The sequence below is a fragment of the Bacillus haynesii genome (genome assembly GCF_014042035.1).
Lineage (GTDB): Bacteria > Bacillota > Bacilli > Bacillales > Bacillaceae > Bacillus > Bacillus haynesii.
In genome coordinates this window covers 1,819,625-1,841,261 of sequence record NZ_CP059494.1, presented here as the reverse complement: position 1 = coordinate 1,841,261, position 21,637 = coordinate 1,819,625, and the positions used below count along the sequence as shown (strand labels likewise).

The following is a 21,637-nucleotide window of genomic DNA, read 5'->3' as shown; positions in this document are numbered from 1 at the left end:
GTGTAAGGTTTTATTACGTGTATTGTTATGTTTATTATCATACGTAAAAGTAAATTGAAAATCAATACGAATTTTCAAAAAAATTAATCTATTAGACCTATTCTTCGAGAGGTCTGTGTTCATAGAATGAAATTTTCGTTAACTTTTATAACATGAAAAACCTGCTTTCTGTTGAAAGCAGGTTATGCTGCAAATCCTTTTTGAAGCCACATTTTAGATCTCCATCTTCTGTACATCAAAATGCCTCTGACCCATTCGTCGGCGATGAAAGAAAACCAAATTCCCGCCAGGCCGAATCCAAGCTGAATGCCGAAAATATAAGCGATCGGAAGGCCGATTCCCCACATTGAGACAATCGCCATATAAACCGGATATTTCGCGTCTCCCGCAGCTCTGAGAGAATTAATGATGACCACGTTAAACGAGCGGCCCGGCTCCAGGATAATCGTCAAAAGGATCAGTATACTGGCCGTTGCGATAATATCAGGATTGCTGCTGAAAATGCCGATCAGCTGTTTTGAAAACACAGCGAAGAGAACGGAAGTAAATGTTGTAATGGCCAGAGCCCACCACAGGCTTTTCAGACAGCGGCTGTATGCTTCATCAAATTGTTTCGCGCCGATATGGCGTCCGATTAAGATTTGCGTTCCTTGGCTGATCGCTGTACCGAAAAGCATGATAAACATCATCAAATTTTGGGTATAGACCTTTGTCGTCAGCGCCTGCGCGCCCATCAGCGTGATAAAATAGGTGACAATCATCTGTGACGCGTTATACGAAAGCTGCTCCCCTGCTGAAGGAATCCCGATTTTCAGCAGTTTTTTCAGATGACTTTTCTTTAAGACAAACAGCCGTTTGGACAACAGCGGCATGCCGACGCGCTTTTTGACAAGCAGAGCGATCGCCAAAAGGCCGATGATGCGGGCGATTGAAGTGGACATTGCCACGCCGGCTACGCCTAAAACCGGAAAGCCGAACGGTCCGAATATGACAAGATAGTTGCCGGCGATGTTCAGGATATTCATGCCGATGGTGACAACCATTGTGTCCTTTGTATGCCCGTAGCTTTTCAAAATAGCGCTGAACGTCATGATGAGCGCTTGGATAAAGGACAGTCCGCCGACGATCTGGAGAAAGATGCCGGCCTCGGCAAGCAGGTTGGCGGACAGACCCATCATCAATAAAAGCGGTTTGGCAAATATATAAATTGCCGCACTGATGAATAGACTGATGATAAAATTGGCGCTGATGGAAACATAGCCGACTTCCATCGCTTCGGCTTTTTGCCGTGCTCCTAAAAATTGAGAAATAATGACGGTTGTTCCTGTTGCGATAAAACCGAACATCACAATGATCAAGTTCAGCATTTGGTTGCTGACGCCGACGGCTGCCACGCTGTCGTCGGAATATTGGCTGAGCATCAGGGTATCTGCGTTGCCCATTAACATATATAATGAAACCTCGATAAAGATAGGCCAAGTCAATGTGAATAAAGAGAGGTTTTGAGGTGCTGTTTTTTTCATGGCGTTTAACCCCTTTCTTTTAAAAATCCGTTTTATAGTGTAACGCCATTTTCTTATAATAAGAAGAGACGAAACCGATACTTCTTGGAGAAATCCGACTTGATGAAAAGGGGAGAGAACATGGAACATATCATCTTTACAATTCCGCCGCTCCCTGTGTTGATAACCGGCGGAGAAGGACTGTTCAAAAGAGGGGAAAAGCATGTGAGGCGTGAATATTCCGTGTTTGATCTCTTATATGTAATACAGGGGGAACTATTTTTAACTGAGGACGGCGAGCCCCATCAGATCCGGGAAGGGGAATACATCATCCTTGTTCCGGGGCTCGAGCATTATGGACACCACGGCTGTCAAAACGATACCCGCTATTTTTGGCTGCACTTTCAGGAGCCGTCCTATGGCTTCGCGCAGCAGGGAGGTGAGAACTGGACCGAACTCAAGCTGAAGAAGGGGACGTTTGAAACGCCGACATTATATCATTTAAAGATTCCGAGAAAGGGAAAGATCGACCAAAAAGCGTTTATTGAACAGCAGTTTAGGCGTTTGATTGACGATTCCGCCCAAAATTCCGACCTGCCTCTTCGGAAGCAGCTCTTATTCGAAGAGCTGCTGATTCACTTGCAAAAGGAGGCGTTCCACATTCCTTCGGCGAGTGAGCGTGTGGCATCCGAAGCGCAGCATTACATCGACCGTCACTATAAGGAAAAGCTCAGCATGGAGCAGCTCTCGGCTGCCCTTCATTATCACCAGGACTACATTACCCGCTGCATGCAAAAGGTGTTCGGCATCACACCGGGTCAATACGCCAATAAGGCTAAGGTTTTTGAAGCGAAGCGGCTCCTCTCTTCTACAAACGACAAAATGTCATCGATTGCCGAACAAGTCGGAATCGATGATCCGACATATTTTTCAAAGCTGTTTAAACAAATAGAAGGGATTTCGCCCGTTGAATACAGAAAGATGATGAAGAGAAATATTGAGTGATATTTTCAAAGCATAGGAGGAGAAAAGTTTGGCATCCATCAATGGTGAAAAAGTAAAACTGCGTACGATCACAATGGATGACCTGCCCGGATTATGGAGGATGATTTACGGAACTCAAAACCCTGAATGGAAAAAATGGGATGCCCCTTATTTTCCGCTTCAGCCCGAACCGTTTCAATATTTTCTCGACTCTTTTGTGCCGGCTTTAAAAGAAAAACCGCCGCGCTATTTGGCGATAGAGATCGAAGGAGAGCTGAAAGGAACCGTTTCTTACTATTGGGAATGCCGGCCGACACGCTGGCTGGAATGCGGAATCGGCATCTATGATCCGCGATTTTGGAACGGAGGATACGGCACGGAAGCCGTAGAATTATGGGTCAGCTTCCTGTTTGAAAACGTCGATGTGCCGAGAATCGGAATGACGACGTGGTCCGGTAACAGGCGGATGATGAGGTGCGCCGAAAAAGCCGGATTTAAGATGGAAGGCCGAATTCGCAAAGTCAGATATTATGACGGAGTCTATTACGATTCAATCAGATACGGAATCCTGCGGGAGGAGTGGGAGCTGATTTGCGGCGGAAGTTGACACGCTCTATAATATAATATTAGAAATCTTTCATCAGCGGACTAGAGGGGACCAAAATGAAAAAAACCATTTATGATGTAGCAGAAGCGGCCGGCGTTTCGATTTCCACGGTTTCCCGGGTGATCAACAATACCGGGAGAATCAGCAGGTCGACAAGGGAAAGAGTGCATGCCGTCATGAAAGAACTCGATTACCAGCCGAATGTTCACGCTTCTGCGCTTACGGGAAAGCGCACGAACATTATCGGCCTGTTGACGCCCGATATTGCAAACCCGTTTTTCGGCGAGCTTGCCAAAAGCATTGAAAAGCGGGCGGGCGAGCTTGGCTTCAGTATTATGATGTGCAGTACTGACCGCGATCCGAAAAAGGAGACAACGTATTTCTCAGTGCTCAAGCAAAAAAGCGCCGACGGGATCATTTTTGCAACCGGCATCGAAAATCAGGAGAGCATGGCTGCCCTCGAGGATATTGCAAAAGAGGGCATACCGCTCGTGATGATTTCCCAGGACCGCGCTCTTGTTCCGATGGATGTCGTGGTCATCGACGATTTTATGGGCGGATACTTAGCGACGCGGCATTTAATTTCGCTCGGCCATAAGACAATCGCCTGCATCGCCGGCGACGGATCGACAACCGGAGAAAAAGACAGGCTGAAAGGTTTCGAAAAAGCGATGGATGAAGCCGGCATCAAAGTGGATGAATTGCTCATTGCCGGAGCCGGTTTTTCCCTGGAATGCGGCAAAAAAGCAGCCGGTCAAATTTTCGAAAGCAACATTCCGACCGCCGTTTTCGCCATGAATGATGTGCTCGCGTGCGGAGTCATTCAGACTGCAAGGGAATGGGGGCTTCATGTTCCAACTGATTTATCGGTCATCGGCTTTGATAATACGTTTTTAGCCGAAATGACCGATCCGCCGCTGACGACAGTGTCGCAGCCGATTGAAGAAATGGGCCGCCGTGCGGCCGAGCTGCTTGCCGAAGAAATCAGCGGCAAGAAAAGCTCGAAAAGCAAAATCATTCTCACGCCTGAACTTGTCGTCAGACAGTCGACGGCCCCTCCATTTAAAAAAGAAGCATATGCCGAAAAGAGCGGGTTTTAATAGAAAAACGCTCTTTTTTCGTTTATAAAGAGCAAGCGCTTGACCTAATTAAATTCTAAAAACCATTGCGGATAAAATAAATACAGGGTAAAATCCGAAATGAAATGAGCAAGCGCTTTCTCTAATTAATAAAGCGCTTTCATAAGATGCAAAGGGGGAGAAGAAAATGACAGAATTAGTGAGATGCGCCGTATTGGGGCTCGGAAGGCTCGGCTATTACCACGCGAAAAACCTCAAAACCGAGGTGCCCGGAGTCCTGCTCGCGGCTGTAGCCGACCCGGCAGGGGGAAGGGCGAGGGAGATTGCTGCTGAACTGGGTGTTGGAAAGTGGTTTGAAGATCCGTTTGAATGCCTGCGCGACCCAGAGATTGATGCCGTCGTCATCGTTACGCCGACATCTACTCATGCCGAAGTCATCAAACAGGCGGCCGAATGCGGCAAACAGATTTTCGTCGAGAAGCCGCTGACATTAAATCTTGAAGAATCAATAGAAGTCATTTCCAAAATCAAAGAAACGGGCGTGATTTGCCAGGTAGGGTTTATGAGGCGGTTTGATCCTGCTTATGCGGATGCCAAAAGGAGGATCGATACCGGAGAGATCGGCAAACCGATCTATTATAAAGGGTTCACGCGCGATTTTGGCTCTCCTCCGGCTGAATTCATCAAAAAAAGCGGCGGTATTTTCGTCGATTGTTCGATTCATGATTATGATATCGCGCGTTATTTAATGGGGGCTGAAATCACTGCTGTTTCCGGTCACGGAAGGGTTTTGAAGCACGCGTTTATGCCGGGATGCCATGACGTCGATCAGGCACTCACCTATATGGAGTTTGAGTCGGGAGCGGCGGGTGATGCGGAAGCAAGCCGCAATTCGTCTTACGGCCACGATATACGCGCCGAAATCATCGGAACGGACGGCAGCATCTTCATCGGGACGCTGCGGAACCCGGCGGTTACCGTGCGGACCGGACAGGGGAGCAGCTATAATATCATTCCCGATTTCCAGGCGAGGTTCCATGAAGCGTACTGCTTGGAGCTGCAGCACTTTGCCGAGTGTGTTCGCAACAAAACGAAACCGATTGTGACTGAAGTGGATGCTGCAGTCAATTTGGAAATCGCGCTTGCGGCCACGCATTCCTGGTCAACAGGCAAGCCCGTCAAGATCCAGTATCAGACGAAACAGCTTACGGTATGAAATGGGGACTGCGGTCACATAGGATCAACAGAAAGCAGGGCGGAAGAAAACGTTTCTCCGCCCGGTGCGGCCTTTCTCCCCGCGTTTTCAACCAACTGTCACCTTATTGCGTATTCTCAATCGGTCTCAGATTCAGCTGGTAGTCCACCTTAACATCCATGTTCTCCCAACGCTTCAGCCACGCTTTGTCGCTCATCGGCTTTGTAAACGGAAACAGCGCTTCGCCGCCGACTTCAAGCGGATCAACCCGAATGTTTTGCATGTCCTTTATCATATCCGCCGTTTTCTTTTCCAATTCAGATTCTACATCATGGACAAGTGCGTTGAATTCGCTTTGATCCTGCAAGTTTTTATCGCCTGTATATTCTTCAATTCCCGCGTTTAGGCTGACCTTCATTGATAAAGCCGTATTGTTTTGATTCAAGTCGAACGTGACGGTTGAGCGGACTTGGCCGATCACGATAGACAAGTTGGGGATCGTGAGGAACTTCAGGAACCTGTTATTGTTGATCAGCTGAAAAATTTGATCGTCTATGCCGGCCAGGACCTTCACGAATTTGTCGTTTCGGAAAAGTCCTGTTCCTTCATATGTGAACTGGTTTCCATCGGTTCTGAAAACAGGCACGTATGGATCTGAAAAGTGGGTGTACAGCTGGTTTTTGAATTGATGCAGGTTGACGATGCTCATTTCACCCTGGTTGGCTCTTTCAAAATGCCTTAACGTCTGATAAAGATAAAAGTCAAAATTCTCGCTTTGCTTCAATTCGCTCAGTATATATTTGTCAAAATCGCCTTTGACGAGGATGAGATAAAGGCGGGGGCCGATTTTCGGGTCTGACAGGAGCGTGTTGACAATCGGAAGTATGCCCTTGTCGGCGAGATTTTCTTCGATCATCACCATTCTCAGCTGCCCGTTTTTCAGCTCGTTGTAATAATTTAAATTAAAGCGCTTTCCTGCTTGTTTGATCATATCGACTTCAGTGCTGAACAGCCGCTTTTTTTCAAGGCCTACCGGAGGGACGACGGTGCTCATCGAGATCTTTCCTTTTTTTCCTTCTTTCATGTACCAAAAGGTAACCGGTGAGATTTCTTCGATCTCATTGTTTTCGACAAATGGAGAGCAGCCTGCAACCGCTATGAAAATCCCAAGTACGATACAGCAGTTTAATATGAGGCGTTTTCCGCTGGTCATGGTATGCGCCCCTTTCGTTTTCCGGCGATGACAAGAATAGCCGGAATCAATGCATAAGTGGCGGCTCCGATGGATACTTCGATCAAAAACCACATATTCTGCTCCTTTCCGGACTGCCAAAACCAGGTGCTCATGATGAGCGAACATCCCATGATCAGAAGGAAGCTGAACAGAAATCCTCTTCGTGTTACCGGTTTGGACACCCTTTTAAATAAAATACGGATGCCTCCGTAAAAGCAGAGCAAAAAAATTGCGATCACAAACGCAAAATGAAACATATGGGCAGACAGAAGAAACGTATCGATCCGCTCCAAAATCGGCGACTGCAAATAGCGGAGCATGTTCATCACCGGAAAAACGGTTTCCCGCAAATAAGAGGAGCCGTAGAAAAACAGTGCACCGATAAACAAAAACAAGTATTCGAAGAGTGAAATCGCATTACCGACCGATAAACATTTCAGCACATTTGCTTCCTTGCTGAACCACGGAGCCAGACAAATCAAATACTCGGGACTGGAAAAAGAAGACCACATGACGAGTAGTGCCTTCCAAGAATGTTCAGTCCATTCAAAAGGAATCAGCGGGTATAAATCAGTCAAGGAAGCGATCGGGGGTATATAAAATCTGATAAAAAGGAACACCATCCAAAATGATGACATAAAGGCGATAATGACAAAGCGCATCGTATTTTCCATGCCTCGGGAGGCAGCATACCCGCTGATAACCAGAATAAAGATCACGAGCCAGTTGATATTGATCGCGGGAAAGATGAAATGTCTCACTGTTTCGGCGTAGCTTGTGATCATGATCGCGATCTTTAGCGCGAGTTGAATTAAGCCGATCAGAATAAAAAATCGCAGCTTGCGTTCGCCGAAGAGGGCGGCGAAGCCTTCGTAGCCTTTTGCGGCAGCTGGAGAAGACAGCCATTTGGACAACAGGTACAAGTTGAGCTGGGACAGCATTCCGACAGCGAGCATGACGAACATCATGTAAGGGTGAACGAGATACATCGGCAGAACCAAAATGAAAAAAAGGACTTGCATACGGTTGGCGATAAGGGCGATGTAAATGCCGCCGAGAGGCCGTGTCTTATGAAATAATTGAAAAGAACTCAAGCCGCTTCATCTCCTTTTTACGTACCGCCATTTTTGCAGGGGATGCAGGTATTCGGGGCGCTTTTTCAGCCAAATCAATGGACTTCGTATAAAAAGATCGAGCCAATCGCGCCAATATAATGGAGTAATCGGTGCAAAATAAGGCTGCTTGAGAGAAGTGAGCCCGTTCAAATGAACAAACAGCCCGATCATTCCGAAGATCAATCCGAAAAAACCGAGACAGGCGGAGAATACAAGCATCGTAAAATGAATCATAGTGTGCCCTTTGGCGATGATGTAGTTGGGAACCAAAAATGACGCGACCGTTGAGATGCCGACCAAAACGATCAGCACTTTGCTGACAAAGCCGGCCTGCACCGCCGCTTCCCCAATCACAATCCCCGAGATGACCCCCAATGTTGAACTTGATTTTGTCGGCATCCGCACGCTGGCTTCCTTAATAATTTCAATGACGAGCAGCATAAGGACCGCTTCCCAAAACGGGGTGAACGGCACTTTGCTCCTTGATTCGATCAGCACGTAAAGGATCTGGAGCGGAAACATATGATAATGATGAGTCGACAAGGCGACATACAAAGGTATTAACAAAATAGACAGAAAAAAACTGGCGTAGCGCAGCATTCTAAAAAAGCTAGCAACCGGCCAGCGCGTCGTATAATCTTCAGCGGAGTGAAATAGATGAAAAAACGTGATTGGTGCATGTAAAACAAACGGCGTCTGATCGACCAATATGGCGATTTTGCCAATGCTTAAATTGTATGCGGAAATGTCGGGACGCTCGGTCTGCTGGAACTGCGGGAAAATCGAATGATGATGATCTTCAATTAATTCAGTGAGCTGTGCGGAATCGAAGATCATGTCAAAATCGGTTTCCGCGATTTTTTTTCTGGCTTCCTCAATCAATTCTGGATTGGTTAATCCGGCAATATAAACGATGACAACGGATGTTTTGCTGAGCGAACCGACCGTCAGCCTTTCCGCTTTTAAATTGGTTAAAGGCAGCCTGCGCCGCAGCAAAGAAAGATTGACGTCGAGCTGTTCGGTAAAACTGTCTTTCGGACCGTACATCACCGTTTCGGTTTGAGACGGTTCGATTGGCCGGCCGACCCGATTTTCAGCAGGAATGGCAAACCACTGCTGCTGAGCCGGATCATGGATGATGATCGAACCGGACATCAGCCACTCTTTTGCATTTTCCAAAGATACGATCGGTTCCACGTGCAAAACAAAGGTTTTTAAACAGCGATATATTAACTCTTCTTCGCCACTCGTGATCAGAGGCCTGATGATCGACTGCTGCAACAGCACCCGGTCAATGATCGTATGTAAATAGTAAATTACTGCTTTTTGTCCGCCTTTTGTTTCATGCTCTTCGATCACCGCATCAGCCATACCGGCGGTGGCATCACGAAGGGCATCTCTCGTAATGGGAGCGCTCCGCAATCCGGCTCCCTTTCTTTTATATTTTCGAAACATGGACATCCCTCATCAGCGATTGGTCAATACCGGGTTACCGGATGTCCTTATTGTGCTCGCTGCTTCTCAGGTTTATGCGGACAGAAGCCGCGTTCTCAAAATCAGGTAAACAGCGAGGCGCCGAGGTAGGCGGCCAGCCCCCACATAACAGCCGCAGATCCTTTATTGAACAAGGTCAGTACGAACCCTTGCGAATCGAGCTGTTTGAGAAGTCTTCCCGCTGCGGCAAGTCCTAGGAACCATAGCCACGAAACCATCATGCATGCACAGGTGAATAGCCAAAGATCCGCTCCTTCATACGCTAAAGAGTTCGTGCCGATTACGCCGACGATATCGAGCAAGGCGTGCGGATTTAAGAGCGACACGGCCGCAGCAAAGGCGATTTGCTTTTTGGCCGGCATAGCTTCGGACGCGCTTCCCACTGCTGGCTTGCTTCTCCATGTGGCCCATCCCATATAAATGAGAAACAGAAATCCTCCGGCCAAAAGGACAAATTTAACTTCGGGAAGACCAGCGACAGCCGCGGAAATACCTGTGACTGCAAGTATAATCAGGAGGGAATCGCACAACGATGCGGAGATGACAAGCGGCATAACGCGCCAAATGCTAGATGATGCAGCCCCTTGCTGAAAAATCAGGACATTTTGCGCGCCGAGCGGCAAGATCAGTCCAAAAGCGAGAATGATTCCGTGAATAGCTGCGTTCATTACTGCAAAAACCCCTTTCATTCAAAACATCCGTTTTATTGTAGAGCAAGAAACGGGGAATGTCTCCGGCCATTTGGCTGGTCTAATTGCCCAGCCAAATGCTATCCTTTAAAAAAGGAGCTGAACATGAAGTGCACAGACAGCTGAACAGACATTCAGACATTCCGCTATACCAGCAAATCGAACAAATCATAAAAGAGAAGATTTTGCAGGGGGAATGGCCGGCCGGGACGAAAATCCCTTCCCAACGCAAGCTGGCCTCCATGTTTCAAGTGAATAGAAGCACGGTGACCGCGGCTCTTGACGAGCTGACAGCTCAAGGGTTTCTTGAAGGCAACCGGGGCGGAGGTACAAAGGTGGCCAATCAAACTTGGTCAGGATTTACGGCGGGGCCGCCGCTGGATTGGACGAGTTATGTACGATCGGGGATTCACCGCCCCAATTCAATGACGGTTCAGGAAATCAACAGGCAGGAGTTTGCAGAAGGCATCATCAGGCTCGGCACAGGTGAACTGGCACCTGAATTGCTGCCTTATCAACAGATGGAAAAGATTCTTCGCGGCGCCGCATCTGATAGGCTGATGCTCGGGTATGAAGAACCGAAAGGAAACCGCTATACAAGAGAGGTGCTGGCGGAGCATCTGAGCCGAAAGGGTGTACGTGTATCAGCCGATTCGATTCTGATCGTCTCCGGAGCACTTCAGGCGCTGCAGCTCATATCGATCGGCCTTTTGAAGCGGAGAGCCGTCGTGTTGACGGAAAAGCCGTCATACCTATACTCGCTGCACGTTTTTCAATCGATGGACATGCGGCTTTGCGGGCTTCCAATGGATGCCGGGGGATTAGACCCGTCCGTCATTCCGGCGGTAAAAAAACGGCATGGCGCCGATCTGTTGTACACGATTCCGTCATTTCACAATCCGACGGGCAAACTGATGTCCGAAGACCGGAAGCGCGAGCTGATTCAAATCAGCAAGCGGCTGTCGCTCCCTGTTATTGAAGATGATGCATACGGCGATTTGCAGCTTGACGGTCCGCCGTCATCGCCGCTGAAGGCCATGGACAGAGAAGGCAGCATTCTTTATGTCGGCACACTATCGAAAACCGTCAGCCCCGGCCTCCGCATCGGCTGGGTCGCAGGTCCGGAACCCGTCATCGAGAGGCTTGCCGATATTAAAATGCAGACAGACTACGGATCAAGTTCATTGTCGCAATGGGCGGCTGCAAAGTGGCTTTCTAGCGGGCTTTATGATGAAAATCTCAGCCGGGTCAAAGGCGAACTGAGACAAAGGCGGGATGAGGCGCTCCGGTGTCTTGAGACCTATTGCAGAGGAATCGCCCGCTGGGAAAAGCCCTCAGGCGGGTTTTACATTTGGGTCACATTTCTAAAACCGCTCTCGCTCAGCGCTTTGTTCGAACAAGCATTACAAAAAAACATCCTCATCAATCCGGGCACCCTCTACGATAAGGAAGCCAAATACAGCATCAGATTGTCCTATTCGTACGCCTCTTTAGAAGAACTTCGCTACAGCATTCAAACAATCGCAGAACTCGCCGGGAAACTCATGTGAGCCCCGGCTGTACCGGCTGCTGAAAAATCGATGTTCAGCAGCTGCCCCGCTTTACATTTCAGGCCTCAGGTTATTTAAAAACAGTCCATAAAATTCCATTAACATATCATTCAAGGAACTATTGATTCATATTAGCAGATGAATTTGCAGCAGAGGAAATCTTCATGTTGCCTCGTTATGAGAAACGTCCTATTTTTCTGAATCTTATTGACATGCCGGTGTCACAAAATATACACTTTTTTTGTCATTGAAAATGATAATCTTTATCAATTGGAGGAATGCTTTCTATGCCTGTACAAACGAGTTCTAAAAATCAAGTGTTTTTGGAGCAGCAAAATAGAAGAGAATCTAATGCGCGTTCATATCCGAGAAGATTTCCGCTTGCCATGCAAACAGCGGAAGGCGTCCTGGTGACTGATGCGGATGGAAAGCAATATTATGACTGCCTGGCAGGAGCGGGGACGCTTGCGCTTGGTCATAATCATCCAGTTGTGATTGAAGCGATTCAAAAAATGATTGATGAAAAACGCCCGCTGCACACCCTTGATATTACTTCGGAAATCAAAGAAGAGTTTGTCAACGAAGTATTTGCAAGCCTTCCTGAGGCGTTTGCCAAACGGGCGAAGATACAGTTTTGCGGCCCGACCGGCGGCGATGCGATCGAAGCCGCTCTCAAGCTTGTCAAAACGGCAACAGGGAAAAGAACCATCTTGTCGTTTCACGGCGCCTATCATGGAGCAACTCACGGAACGATGGCGCTGAGCGGGAATTTATCTCCTAAGGAAAACGTCCAGGGTCTCATGCCTGATGTGCATTTCCTGCCATATCCGTATGAATACCGCTGCCCGTTTGGAAGAGGAGGAGAGGCAAGCCACAAGCTGTCGAGCGCATATATCGAAAATATGCTGGATGATCCGGAAAGCGGAGTTTTACAGCCGGCAGGGATGATCTTTGAAGCCGTACAAGGAGAAGGAGGCTCAGTTCCGGCCCGGGCTGAATGGATAAGAGAGATGAGAAGGATCACAAAAGAACGCGGAATTCCTCTGATCATCGATGAAGTGCAGACCGGCATCGGCAGAACCGGAAAAATGTTTGCGTTCGAGCACGCCGGCATTATACCGGATGTCATCGTCCTTTCAAAAGCGATCGGCGGAAGCCTTCCTCTGTCTGTCGTCATCTATGATCAAGATCTTGATCAGTGGGGACCGGGGGCGCACATCGGCACATTCAGAGGGAACCAGATGGCGATGGCGGCCGGAAGTGCAACATTAAAATATATAAAAGAGCACGATGTACTATCACATGTAGAAAAAGTCGGTGCGAAGCTCATGCGGGAATTGCAAGACATTCAGGAACACGTTCCTGAAATCGGCGATGTCCGGGGACGAGGGCTGATGATCGGCGCCGAAATTGTCGCACCGCACAAAAAGCAAAACGCAAACGGCAGCTATCCGGCTGATGCGGAGCTTGCAAGCGTGATTCAAAGAAAATGCTTTGAAAAAGGCCTGATCGTTGAAACTGGAGGCCGTCACGGAAGCGTGATCCGCTTCTTGCCGCCGCTCATCGTAACAGAGGCGCAAATCGACGATATCATCACGATCTTCAGAGAGGCCGTCTATGAAGCAGTCAAGTAAACAGAAAAACTTTGATTCCCTGTTCATGCACAACGGTGAACAGGGGATCAAAGCATACCGTGACGCGGTCGAGACCGCTGTAGAGACGCTGTGGGCCGATTGGAAGAACAAGACGAAGCCCTACAGCGGGAAGATGCCGAATGAATTGGATCTCGAAATCAAAAGCTTATTTTCGTTTCAGGAAGCGGGAGAACCGCTTGCGGATGTTCTCAAGGATCTGAAAGAAGCCTATTTGCCGCACCGGATTCATGTTGAAGATCCAAAATGCGCTGCACACCTTCACTGTCCGCCGCTGATCCCGGCGCTAGCTGCAGAGATGCTGATCAGCGTGCTGAATCAGTCGATGGATTCGTTTGACCAAAGCGGAGCGGCTTCATTAATCGAGGAAGAAATGGTGCGGTGGCTTTGCCGAAAGTTCGAGTACGGAAAGGGTGCTGACGGAACATTTACGAGCGGAGGCACACAGTCTAATTACATGGGGCTTCTGTTGGCCCGCGATGCTTTCTGCGAAAAGCAGTGGAACTGGAACGTACAGAAGGACGGCCTGCCGCCGGAAGCGAACAGGCTGCGGATCCTCTGTTCAAAGGATGCTCATTTTACCGTGAAAAAGTCGGCTTCCCAGCTCGGACTCGGAGAGCGCGCCGTCGTGCTCGTCGATACCGATGATGAAAAGCGGATGAGCCTTTACGATTTAAAGCGAAAAACCGCTATGCTGAAGGAATCGGGCTTACATCCATTTGCGATTGTTGCAACATGCGGTACGACGGACTTCGGAAGCATCGATCCGCTTTCCGAGCTTGCGGATGCCGCGCATGCTGACGGGCTTTGGCTCCACGTTGATGCCGCGTATGGCGGGGCGTTGATTTTGAGCAGGACCCGCCGCTATAAATTGGCCGGGATCGACAGAGCCGACTCCATCAGCGTCGACTTCCACAAGCAGTTTTATCAGCCGGTCAGCTGCGGCGCTTTTCTTGTAAAAGACAGAAGGCATTTCCACTTGATTGATTATCATGCCGATTATTTAAATCCTGAGGAGGATGAAGCGGAGGGAATCGTTCATCTCGTCAATAAATCGATTCAGACGACGAGGCGCTTTGACGCTTTAAAGCTGTTTGTCTCGCTCCGTGTGCTTGGAGAAGATACATTCGCCGAGATGATTGACTGGACATTCGCATTGGCTAAAGCGGCAGCGGAAAAAATCTCCGCAAGCGATCGGTTCGAACTGCTGAATCCGCACCCTGAACTGAACGCTGTCGTCTTCCGCTGCCTCGCCTCAGAAGATGGCGCGGAAAACGACCGTTTGAATAAATGTATCCACAGAGAATTGTTCAGAACGGGACAGGCGGTGATCGCCAAGACGGCAGCAGCTGGGAAAACGTATTTAAAATTCACGCTGCTGAATCCGCGGACGACACTTTCGGATCTTGACGACATTCTCGGCAGGATTCAAGAGCTGGCAAGTCTTTATACGAATAGCAGGAGGGTAACAAGATGATTTCATTTAAAGAAATAGCAGAAAACGCCACGATTCAAAGCTTTTTAAATTGCTATTTGCGTGAAACCGGCATCAAAACCCGTGGGATCGCGGACGGCTCTCAAAAAACGCTGATTGTCCCGCTGAAACGCCAGCAAATCGAGCTGATCGTTCCGATCAAGTACTGGTCGAAGACGGGAAGGCACCTTTTCTCATTTCCGCTTTACTATCAAACAACCCAAAACGGAAAGCCGCTTCCGCTCGACTATGTCACGCTCGTCTCCCTCGCTTCAAAAGAATTGCTTCTTCAGCAAAACCGCGGGAATGCCGAGGATGAATTCATGCTCAGAATCATTTTGAGCTGCCGAAATATCAGCCGTTATGTTGAAGAACGGGCCGATGATCAAAATGAGCTTAGCCGCGCTGATTTTACGTTTATCGAAGCGGAGCAGTCGCTTTTGCTCGGCCATCTGATGCATCCGACGCCAAAAAGCAGGCAGGGGATGAAACCTGAAGAGGAGAACATTTTCTCACCTGAATTGAAAGGGGAGTTTCAGCTTCATTACTTTAAGGCGCATGCCTCGCTCGTTCTGCACGATTCAAGTACAGGAACAAAAGCGCCGCTAGTCATTCAAGAGGAATTGAAGAACGATTCGATGATTGACAACGCGTGGCTAGATGAGCAAACGGCCGATCCGGACTTTGCGCTTCTTCCCGCACACCCGCTCCAGGCGAGAGCCTTGCTGGCGGAGCCGTATGTTCAACAATTGATCGATCAAGGCCTCCTTACATATCTCGGTGCAAAAGGCCGGACGTTCACGGCGACATCTTCCGTCCGCACGGTTTACAGCAAGCACTCGCGCTATATGTACAAATTTTCGGTGCCGATCAAAATCACGAATTCGCTTCGTGTGAACAAGCAGAAAGAATTGGACAGAGGTGTTGAAATGGCCCGGCTGCTTCAGACAGAGCTCGGTCAAAGGTTGAAACAGGAGTTTCCGGGCTTTCGCGTCATTACAGATCCTGCCTACATCTCCATTCGGGGAGAGAACGGGGAGTCCGGCTTTGAAGTCGTGATCAGGGAGAATCCGTTTTATGAAGACGACCGTTCAGCATGTCTGATCGCCGGGCTTTGCCAGGATCACGCCTACGGGAAAGAGTCGCGGCTGTCTTCTGTCATCCGCGGACTGGCTTTAAAAGAAGGGCGGACGACGGAAGAAGTGAGCATCGATTGGTTTGACAAATACTTGTCCATTTCGCTTGAGCCTGTTTTATGGCTGTTTGAAACATACGGGCTGGCGATTGAAGCGCACCAGCAAAACGCCGTTATCCGCTTAAAAAACGGCTATCCGGAGACGTTTTACTACAGGGATAACCAAGGCTATTATTACAGCGAATCAAAAGCCGGGATTCTTTCCAATCTGATCGAAGGCTTAAGCAAAAGGAGCGAGACGATCTGCTCGGACAGCGTGGCTGTTGAGAGACTGCGCTATTATTTCTTCTTCAACCATCTGTTTGGGCTGGTGAACGGCTTTGGCTGCGAAGGGCTGATCCGGGAAGAAACGCTCCTGTCCATGATCAGAGAGCGGCTTGAAAAAGCGGAACAAATTTACGGCATCACTGAGTTGACGGACAGCCTGCTTCGTTTTTCGGAGCTTCCGTGCAAGGCCAATCTGCTGACGAGATTTTACGACATGGATGAGCTGACGGGCTCGCTTGAAACCCAGTCTCGCTATACGTCTGTCAACAATCCGCTTTTAAAGGAGGCGGCGGCTGTCCAATGAATGACAGGATCACATTTCAAAAAGCGGACTATGAAAGAGACGTATCGCTCGTCTACCGCTGGATGCAGGAGGAGCATGTCATCCCGTTTTGGCACTTAAACATGCCGTTTGCAAAATTTGAAGCCCATTTTCACAAGGCCATCACAGACCCTCACCAAACGCTGTACATCGGTTTTATTGACGGTGTGCCAATGAGCTACTGGGAGTCGTACTGGGTCAAGGGGGACGTCATTGAACACCACTATGACAATGAACCTTTTGACCAGGGCATCCATCTGTTGATCGGAGAAAAAGCGTATTTGGGAAAAGGTCTTGCCCTTCCGCTTTTAAAAGCGATGGTCAGCATGCAATTTGCCGAGCCTGAAACAAAAAAGGTCATCGCAGAGCCGGATATCCGCAACAAAAAAATGATTCATGTTTTTGAAAAATGCGGGTTTCGCCCTATTAAACCTGTGAACCTCCCTGATAAAACCGGATTATTGATGTTTTGCGAACGAGAACGTTTTTTTGAAAAGGAGAAAAAAGATGAACTCTACAAAGAGACCCACTGATGTTTATGATGTCATCGGCGTCGGCATCGGGCCGTTTAACCTCGGCCTTGCCGCATTGGCTGATTCCGTGTCTGAGATCAATGCGCTGTTTTTTGAACGGAACGAGAGCTTTAACTGGCATCCCGGCATGCTGATCGAAGGGACGACACTGCAGGTGCCGTTTTTGGCCGACTTGGTGAGCATGGCCGATGTGAAAAGCGAATACAGCTTTTTAAACTATCTCCAGCAGCATAACCGTCTGTATTCTTTTTATTTTCTGGAAGACTTTCATATTCCGAGAAAGGAATACAACCACTACTGCCGCTGGGTGGCAGAACAGCTCGACTCGTGCCGCTTCGGGATGAATGTCGAAAGCATTGCACTTATTGAATCGAACCCGGATCCGCTTTTTAAGGTGCGGGTCGCGAATCGGGAAAATGGCGGGGAAGCCGTATATTACGCGAAGCATATTGCGCTCGGCATTGGGACGGGCCCGCACGTTCCCGAAACGCTCTCAGACGCTTTGGGGGGCTCGGTGTTCCATTCAGCCGAGTACTTAAAGAGAAAGCCCGGTGGATTTAAAGGGAAAAGGGTGGCCGTCGTCGGCTCCGGGCAAAGCGCAGCCGAGGTGTTTTATGACCTGGTCGGTGAAGATGAAGCTGAGCATGTCAGCTGGCTCACCCGCTCAAAAGGCTTCTTCCCGATGGAATATTCGAACCTCGGTCTCGAATATTTTTCGCCTGACTATATCGATTTTTTCTATCAGCTTCCGCAGTGGAAAAAAGATGAATTGCTGAAACAGCAGGATCTTCTTTATAAAGGAATCAGCGCGAAGACGATCAGCGATATTTATCATCTGCTGTATGAGCGGACCTGCGGAGGGCGGGAAGCGGCTTTTGATCTTCAGTCCATGACAGAAGTCGAGCAGATCGAACAGCATGGGGAAACGCTGATTCTACACTGCACAAACCGGGTAAATGAAGACCGGTTTCAGCGGCAGGCAGATATGGTGGTCCTGGCGACGGGCTATAAAGAGAGGCTGCCGGAATGTCTGGCACCTGTTGACAGCCTGATTGAAAAGGACGCGAGCGGGCGCTATGTCATTACGCGCGACTACAGGCTGGTGACAGCTGCAACATCAAAAAACCATATTTTCGTTCAAAACGGAGAGCTGCACACACACGGTGTCGGTGCACCTGACCTGGGACTCGGCGCTTACCGGAACTCGGTGATCATCAATCAGCTAGCCGGGAGAGAAGTATACAACGTCAGCCATAAAACGGTCTTCCAGACATTCGGAACAGGAATCGCGGAAAAAACAGCTGTGCCAAACGGCTAATAAAGGAGGCATTTTCATGTTGTTTCAAGACGAATTAAAGAGGGTCCTCAATCCGGACAGGTGGAGAGAAGTCAATCGGCGATTACTGGCGAAGATGCTTTCTGAATATATGTATGAGGATATCATCAAGCCCGATTTCATTGAAACTGAAGACGGCATCAACCGGTATGAGCTGAGAACGGCGGAGGATAAGGTTTACCGGTTTGCCGCCAAACCCCGCATGTTTGACAGTTTTGACGCGGTGCCGGAGACGATTGAAGTCTTTAGGGGAGGACAATGGACAAAACACGTGAGCGCGATTGAATTTCTTCTGGATATCCAGCCGCATATCCCGATGAGCCCGGAAACAGCGGGGCATTTGATCAAGGAGTTCAACCATACGATGCTGGCGGATGCCCACCTTTTGGCAAAGGATGCGCTTACGGCTGACGAGCTGGCCGAAGCCGATTATGCCGTGATTGAAGGCGAGATGACAGGCCATCCGTGGATCGTCTATAACAAAGGAAGAATCGGTTTTGGCTATGATGACTACCTCAGGTTTGCACCGGAAAATCAGAGAGCCGAACGGCTGCTGTGGATCGCTGTTCACAAAGAGACCGCGTCATTCCACTCGGTTGAAGGGCTCGATTATGAAACGCTGATTCACAAAGAGCTTGATGAGCTGACTTTAAGGCAATTCGCTAAAGTCATAGAAAAGCAGGGCGCAGCCAGTGAAGACTACTATTATCTGCCCGTTCATGAATGGCAGTGGACAAATACGATCATTCAGCAGTTTCCAGAAGAAATTGCTTCAAAAGCGATCATTCCTTTAGGGGAAGGCGGAGACGAGTACCTGCCGCAGCAATCGATCAGAACCTTTACAAACATCACAAACAAACACAAGCATCATATTAAACTGCCGATGAGCATTTTAAATACGCTTGTATACAGAGGACTGCCGTCGGAACGGACGGTGATCGCCCCGAGAATTACTGAGCATATTAAAGGGATCGCCGAAAACGACGCATTTCTAAAAGACGAATGCGGGGTGATCCTGCCAGGCGAAAATGCCAGTCTGAACGTTGATCATCAATACTATCAAGCTCTTGAAAAAGCCCCGTATCAATATTTGGAAATGCTCGGCGCTATTTTCAGAGAAAGCATTTATACGTATTTGGAAGATGGAGAGCAGCCTGTGACGCTCGCTTCTTTAACATACATTGATCAAGACGGCGTGCCGTTTATCAGGCGCCTGATCGAAAAGTCGGGGCTGTCAGCGGAGGAGTGGATCGGAAAGCTGTTTAACACCGTGATGCCGCCGCTTCTGCATTTCATGTACCGCTACGGAACCGTATTTTCGCCGCACGGACAAAATACGATTCTCGTCTTAAAAGATCATCAGCCGTACAGGCTGGCGATTAAAGATTTTGTTGATGATGTCAATATCAGCGACCAGCCGCTTCCTGAACTGAGCGGTTTGACAGAAGATTTAAAAGCCGTTCTCAGAAGCGAGCCGCCGGAAGGGCTTGTGCAATTTATCTTTACAGGGCTTTTCATTTGCCATTTGCGTTATGTGGCCAACATTTTGGAAAATGACGGTCTGCTTCCTGAAAAGCGTCTGTGGAAAGCTTTGGCTGATGCGATTTTGGATTATCAGCAGAGATTCCCGGAACTGCGTGAGCGCTTCGAATTGTTCGACTTATTCAAGCCGGAATTGACGAAGCTCTGCCTCAACAGAAACCGGATGGTCGACTACGGCTACAAGGACGGCGATGACCGCCCGCACGCCTCCGAATTCGGAAAAGTGACAAACGCGCTTGCGCAATTTAAAAAAGAGGCCGCAAAGCTGTAAAGCTCATGCGACCGAGAATGCCCCGCTTCCGGCGGGGTTTTTTATGCCAATTTCTTATACATCAAAATATGAGGTCCGATCGGCGGTATGTCGTAGATCCCGCCTTGTTCGCTGAAGCCGAGCTTTTCATAGTAGCCGCTCACAGATATCCTGGCGTTGCACCATAAAAGGTCCGCGCCTTTTTTTCGAAGAAGCTCTTCGGCATGGCGGATAAGCGTACTTCCCGCTTTTTGCTCGCGGTACCCTTCAAGCGTCGCCATCCCTCTCAGCTGATACTGTTTTTGGCCTTCAAGCTCTGAATGTTCGGCATTATGAAAGGAAGCGATGCTGATCAGCTTGCCCCGGTAATATCCACCGAGGTGAAACGTACCCCCGAGCAAATCGGTTTCATACATACATGCTTCAAGCGGCTGATTCGGCCGGAGAATGCGGTGCCTGATCTCATACGTATCTTCCGCGTTTATTGGTTTGACTTCAATCATATGATTCCTCCTTCAGTTGCAGATCAGATGAGGGCGATCGATTTTCAGCATGCTGCTATAAATCATGACTGTCATTCTATTATATATAACGCTGGCGGAAACGATCAAAGCAGAATGATCATCATCACCTGATCTGCCTTTAAAGAATCATTTCCCCCGGGAGGCGGTCCCTAATCCCTATATCGTAAATGGCGGAATATATCGTCCATCCACATCGGTAAACTGATACTCTTTGGCTAAATCACCAACTCTTAACGCACGTCCGCTTTTCTCCATCACATCCGGATCTTTAGCCAATGCTGTGATTCCGCGTCCGACATAATAAGGCGTTTCGGTTCTCCTTAAATCTTCTGACTCCTGCCAATGCGCCTCATCTGATTCATGGTGTTTCAGCACAAGTTCGGTTCTCATAAATCCCGGCGAAACGGCAAGAACGGCAATATTGTCCCGTTTTAATTCCAATGAAAGTCCGTACGCCATGCGGACGATTGCATTCTTGGCTAAATCGTAATAAAACTGTCCGGTGTACTTGTTCTCATCCCAGAAGGTCGTGTGAATGATAAGAGCTTGGTTATTTTCGCGAAGGAGCGGCACGGCGAAGTGGTTCGTCGCAAGCTGGGCACGCACCCCTGCGGTAAACATCGTATCCCAATTTTTCAATGACAATTCCCAAAAAGGCTTTGCCTCGACACCCAAATCGTGCGCACCCCACACATTGTTGATCAAAATATCCAGTTTTCCTTGTTCTTCGCGAATTTTAGCGATGACAGCCTCTGTTTCTGAATCGTTCGTATGATCACATCTTACAGCTATACCCTTTCCGCCGGCAGCTTCAATTTGTGACACGGTGTCATCAATTGTACCGGGCCATTGATTCGTGGAAGCCCCCCTGATGCTGCGGCCTGTTATATAAACAGTTGCACCGGCTTTTCCAAGTTCTGCAGCAATGGCGCGGCCGGCGCCTCTGCTTCCGCCTGTTACGAGAGCGATTTTTCCTTTCAGCGGTTTCATTCATCCCATTCCTTTCAACATAAAAGATATGTTGATTATAAAAGATGAATCTTGACAACCATTGTCTTATTTTATTAAATAAATTCATTCATTGATAAAAAAG

18 protein-coding genes are annotated in these 21,637 nt (G+C 48.5%); 11 read left to right on the top strand and 7 right to left on the bottom strand.

All coding sequences use genetic code 11. The features are described 5' to 3' along the window. Positions 1-182 precede the first annotated feature (182 nt). Positions 183-1,523: an MATE family efflux transporter gene (locus H2R00_RS09155; RefSeq protein ID WP_154994101.1), complete on the bottom strand. Its 1,341-nt coding sequence runs from the start codon at positions 1,521-1,523 to the stop codon at positions 183-185. A gap of 120 nt (positions 1,524-1,643) precedes the next feature. Between H2R00_RS09155 and H2R00_RS09150 the strand changes: the two genes are divergently transcribed. From H2R00_RS09150 to iolX, 4 genes are all read left to right on the top strand, one after another. Beyond that, positions 1,644-2,507, top strand: a complete 864-nt coding sequence (locus tag H2R00_RS09150; RefSeq protein ID WP_154994103.1) for an AraC family transcriptional regulator — start codon at positions 1,644-1,646, stop codon at positions 2,505-2,507. A gap of 28 nt (positions 2,508-2,535) precedes the next feature. After that, positions 2,536-3,093 carry a GNAT family N-acetyltransferase gene (locus tag H2R00_RS09145; RefSeq protein WP_182070889.1) on the top strand — a complete coding sequence of 186 codons (558 nt, stop codon included), beginning with the start codon at positions 2,536-2,538 and terminating at the stop codon, positions 3,091-3,093. 56 nt (positions 3,094-3,149) lie between these two features. Further along, a complete protein-coding gene (locus H2R00_RS09140; RefSeq protein WP_154994107.1) occupies positions 3,150-4,193 on the top strand; it encodes a LacI family DNA-binding transcriptional regulator in 1,044 nt (347 codons plus the stop codon). A 166-nt stretch (positions 4,194-4,359) separates the two neighbouring features. Beyond that, positions 4,360-5,388: a scyllo-inositol 2-dehydrogenase gene (gene iolX / locus H2R00_RS09135; RefSeq protein WP_182070888.1), complete on the top strand. Its 1,029-nt coding sequence runs from the start codon at positions 4,360-4,362 to the stop codon at positions 5,386-5,388. A gap of 103 nt (positions 5,389-5,491) precedes the next feature. Here iolX and H2R00_RS09130 read toward each other — a convergent pair whose 3' ends face one another. The 4 genes from H2R00_RS09130 to H2R00_RS09115 all read right to left on the bottom strand — a co-directional run bounded on the left by H2R00_RS09130 (position 5,492) and on the right by H2R00_RS09115 (position 9,878). Further along, on the bottom strand, positions 5,492-6,580 hold the full coding sequence (locus H2R00_RS09130) for a Ger(x)C family spore germination protein (protein ID WP_182070887.1): 1,089 nt from the start codon (positions 6,578-6,580) through the stop codon (positions 5,492-5,494). After that, positions 6,577-7,695: a GerAB/ArcD/ProY family transporter gene (locus tag H2R00_RS09125; RefSeq protein WP_182070886.1), complete on the bottom strand. Its 1,119-nt coding sequence runs from the start codon at positions 7,693-7,695 to the stop codon at positions 6,577-6,579. Before H2R00_RS09125 ends, H2R00_RS09130 begins: the two co-directional genes overlap by 4 nt. A gap of 6 nt (positions 7,696-7,701) precedes the next feature. Continuing rightward, a complete protein-coding gene (locus tag H2R00_RS09120) occupies positions 7,702-9,171 on the bottom strand; it encodes a spore germination protein (RefSeq protein WP_182070885.1) in 1,470 nt (489 codons plus the stop codon). 101 nt (positions 9,172-9,272) lie between these two features. After that, the gene (locus H2R00_RS09115; RefSeq protein ID WP_154994117.1) at positions 9,273-9,878 is read right to left on the bottom strand and encodes a LysE/ArgO family amino acid transporter; all 606 of its coding nucleotides are present in this window, start codon (positions 9,876-9,878) and stop codon (positions 9,273-9,275) included. Positions 9,879-9,976: 98 nt separating this feature from the next. Between H2R00_RS09115 and H2R00_RS09110 the strand changes: the two genes are divergently transcribed. The 7 genes from H2R00_RS09110 (at position 9,977) to H2R00_RS09080 (ending at position 20,041) form a co-directional block, all read left to right on the top strand. Further along, positions 9,977-11,449: an aminotransferase-like domain-containing protein gene (locus tag H2R00_RS09110; RefSeq protein ID WP_182071049.1), complete on the top strand. Its 1,473-nt coding sequence runs from the start codon at positions 9,977-9,979 to the stop codon at positions 11,447-11,449. Positions 11,450-11,736: 287 nt separating this feature from the next. Continuing rightward, positions 11,737-13,083, top strand: coding sequence for an aspartate aminotransferase family protein (locus H2R00_RS09105; protein ID WP_154994119.1), 1,347 nt, complete (start codon positions 11,737-11,739; stop codon positions 13,081-13,083). After that, positions 13,067-14,578 (top strand): pyridoxal phosphate-dependent decarboxylase family protein, encoded by a 1,512-nt coding sequence (locus tag H2R00_RS09100; protein ID WP_154994121.1) that lies wholly within the window; start codon positions 13,067-13,069, stop codon positions 14,576-14,578. Before H2R00_RS09105 ends, H2R00_RS09100 begins: the two co-directional genes overlap by 17 nt. Next, on the top strand, positions 14,575-16,341 hold the full coding sequence (locus H2R00_RS09095; protein ID WP_154994123.1) for an IucA/IucC family protein: 1,767 nt from the start codon (positions 14,575-14,577) through the stop codon (positions 16,339-16,341). Before H2R00_RS09100 ends, H2R00_RS09095 begins: the two co-directional genes overlap by 4 nt. Beyond that, the gene (locus H2R00_RS09090; protein WP_154994125.1) at positions 16,338-16,892 is read left to right on the top strand and encodes a GNAT family N-acetyltransferase; all 555 of its coding nucleotides are present in this window, start codon (positions 16,338-16,340) and stop codon (positions 16,890-16,892) included. The genes H2R00_RS09095 and H2R00_RS09090 overlap by 4 nt, the downstream gene beginning before the upstream one ends. Further along, the gene (locus H2R00_RS09085; protein ID WP_182070884.1) at positions 16,867-18,210 is read left to right on the top strand and encodes a lysine N(6)-hydroxylase/L-ornithine N(5)-oxygenase family protein; all 1,344 of its coding nucleotides are present in this window, start codon (positions 16,867-16,869) and stop codon (positions 18,208-18,210) included. The genes H2R00_RS09090 and H2R00_RS09085 overlap by 26 nt, the downstream gene beginning before the upstream one ends. Before the next feature lie 16 nt (positions 18,211-18,226). Further along, positions 18,227-20,041 (top strand): IucA/IucC family protein, encoded by a 1,815-nt coding sequence (locus H2R00_RS09080; protein WP_182070883.1) that lies wholly within the window; start codon positions 18,227-18,229, stop codon positions 20,039-20,041. Positions 20,042-20,082: 41 nt separating this feature from the next. Here the strand turns inward: H2R00_RS09080 and H2R00_RS09075 are convergent, their stop codons facing one another. Both H2R00_RS09075 and H2R00_RS09070 read right to left on the bottom strand, forming a co-directional pair. Then, positions 20,083-20,523 carry a GNAT family N-acetyltransferase gene (locus H2R00_RS09075; RefSeq protein WP_154996692.1) on the bottom strand — a complete coding sequence of 147 codons (441 nt, stop codon included), beginning with the start codon at positions 20,521-20,523 and terminating at the stop codon, positions 20,083-20,085. A gap of 177 nt (positions 20,524-20,700) precedes the next feature. Beyond that, the gene (locus tag H2R00_RS09070; protein WP_154996694.1) at positions 20,701-21,534 is read right to left on the bottom strand and encodes a dehydrogenase/reductase SDR family member 1; all 834 of its coding nucleotides are present in this window, start codon (positions 21,532-21,534) and stop codon (positions 20,701-20,703) included. Between the last annotated feature and the right edge of the window lie 103 nt (positions 21,535-21,637).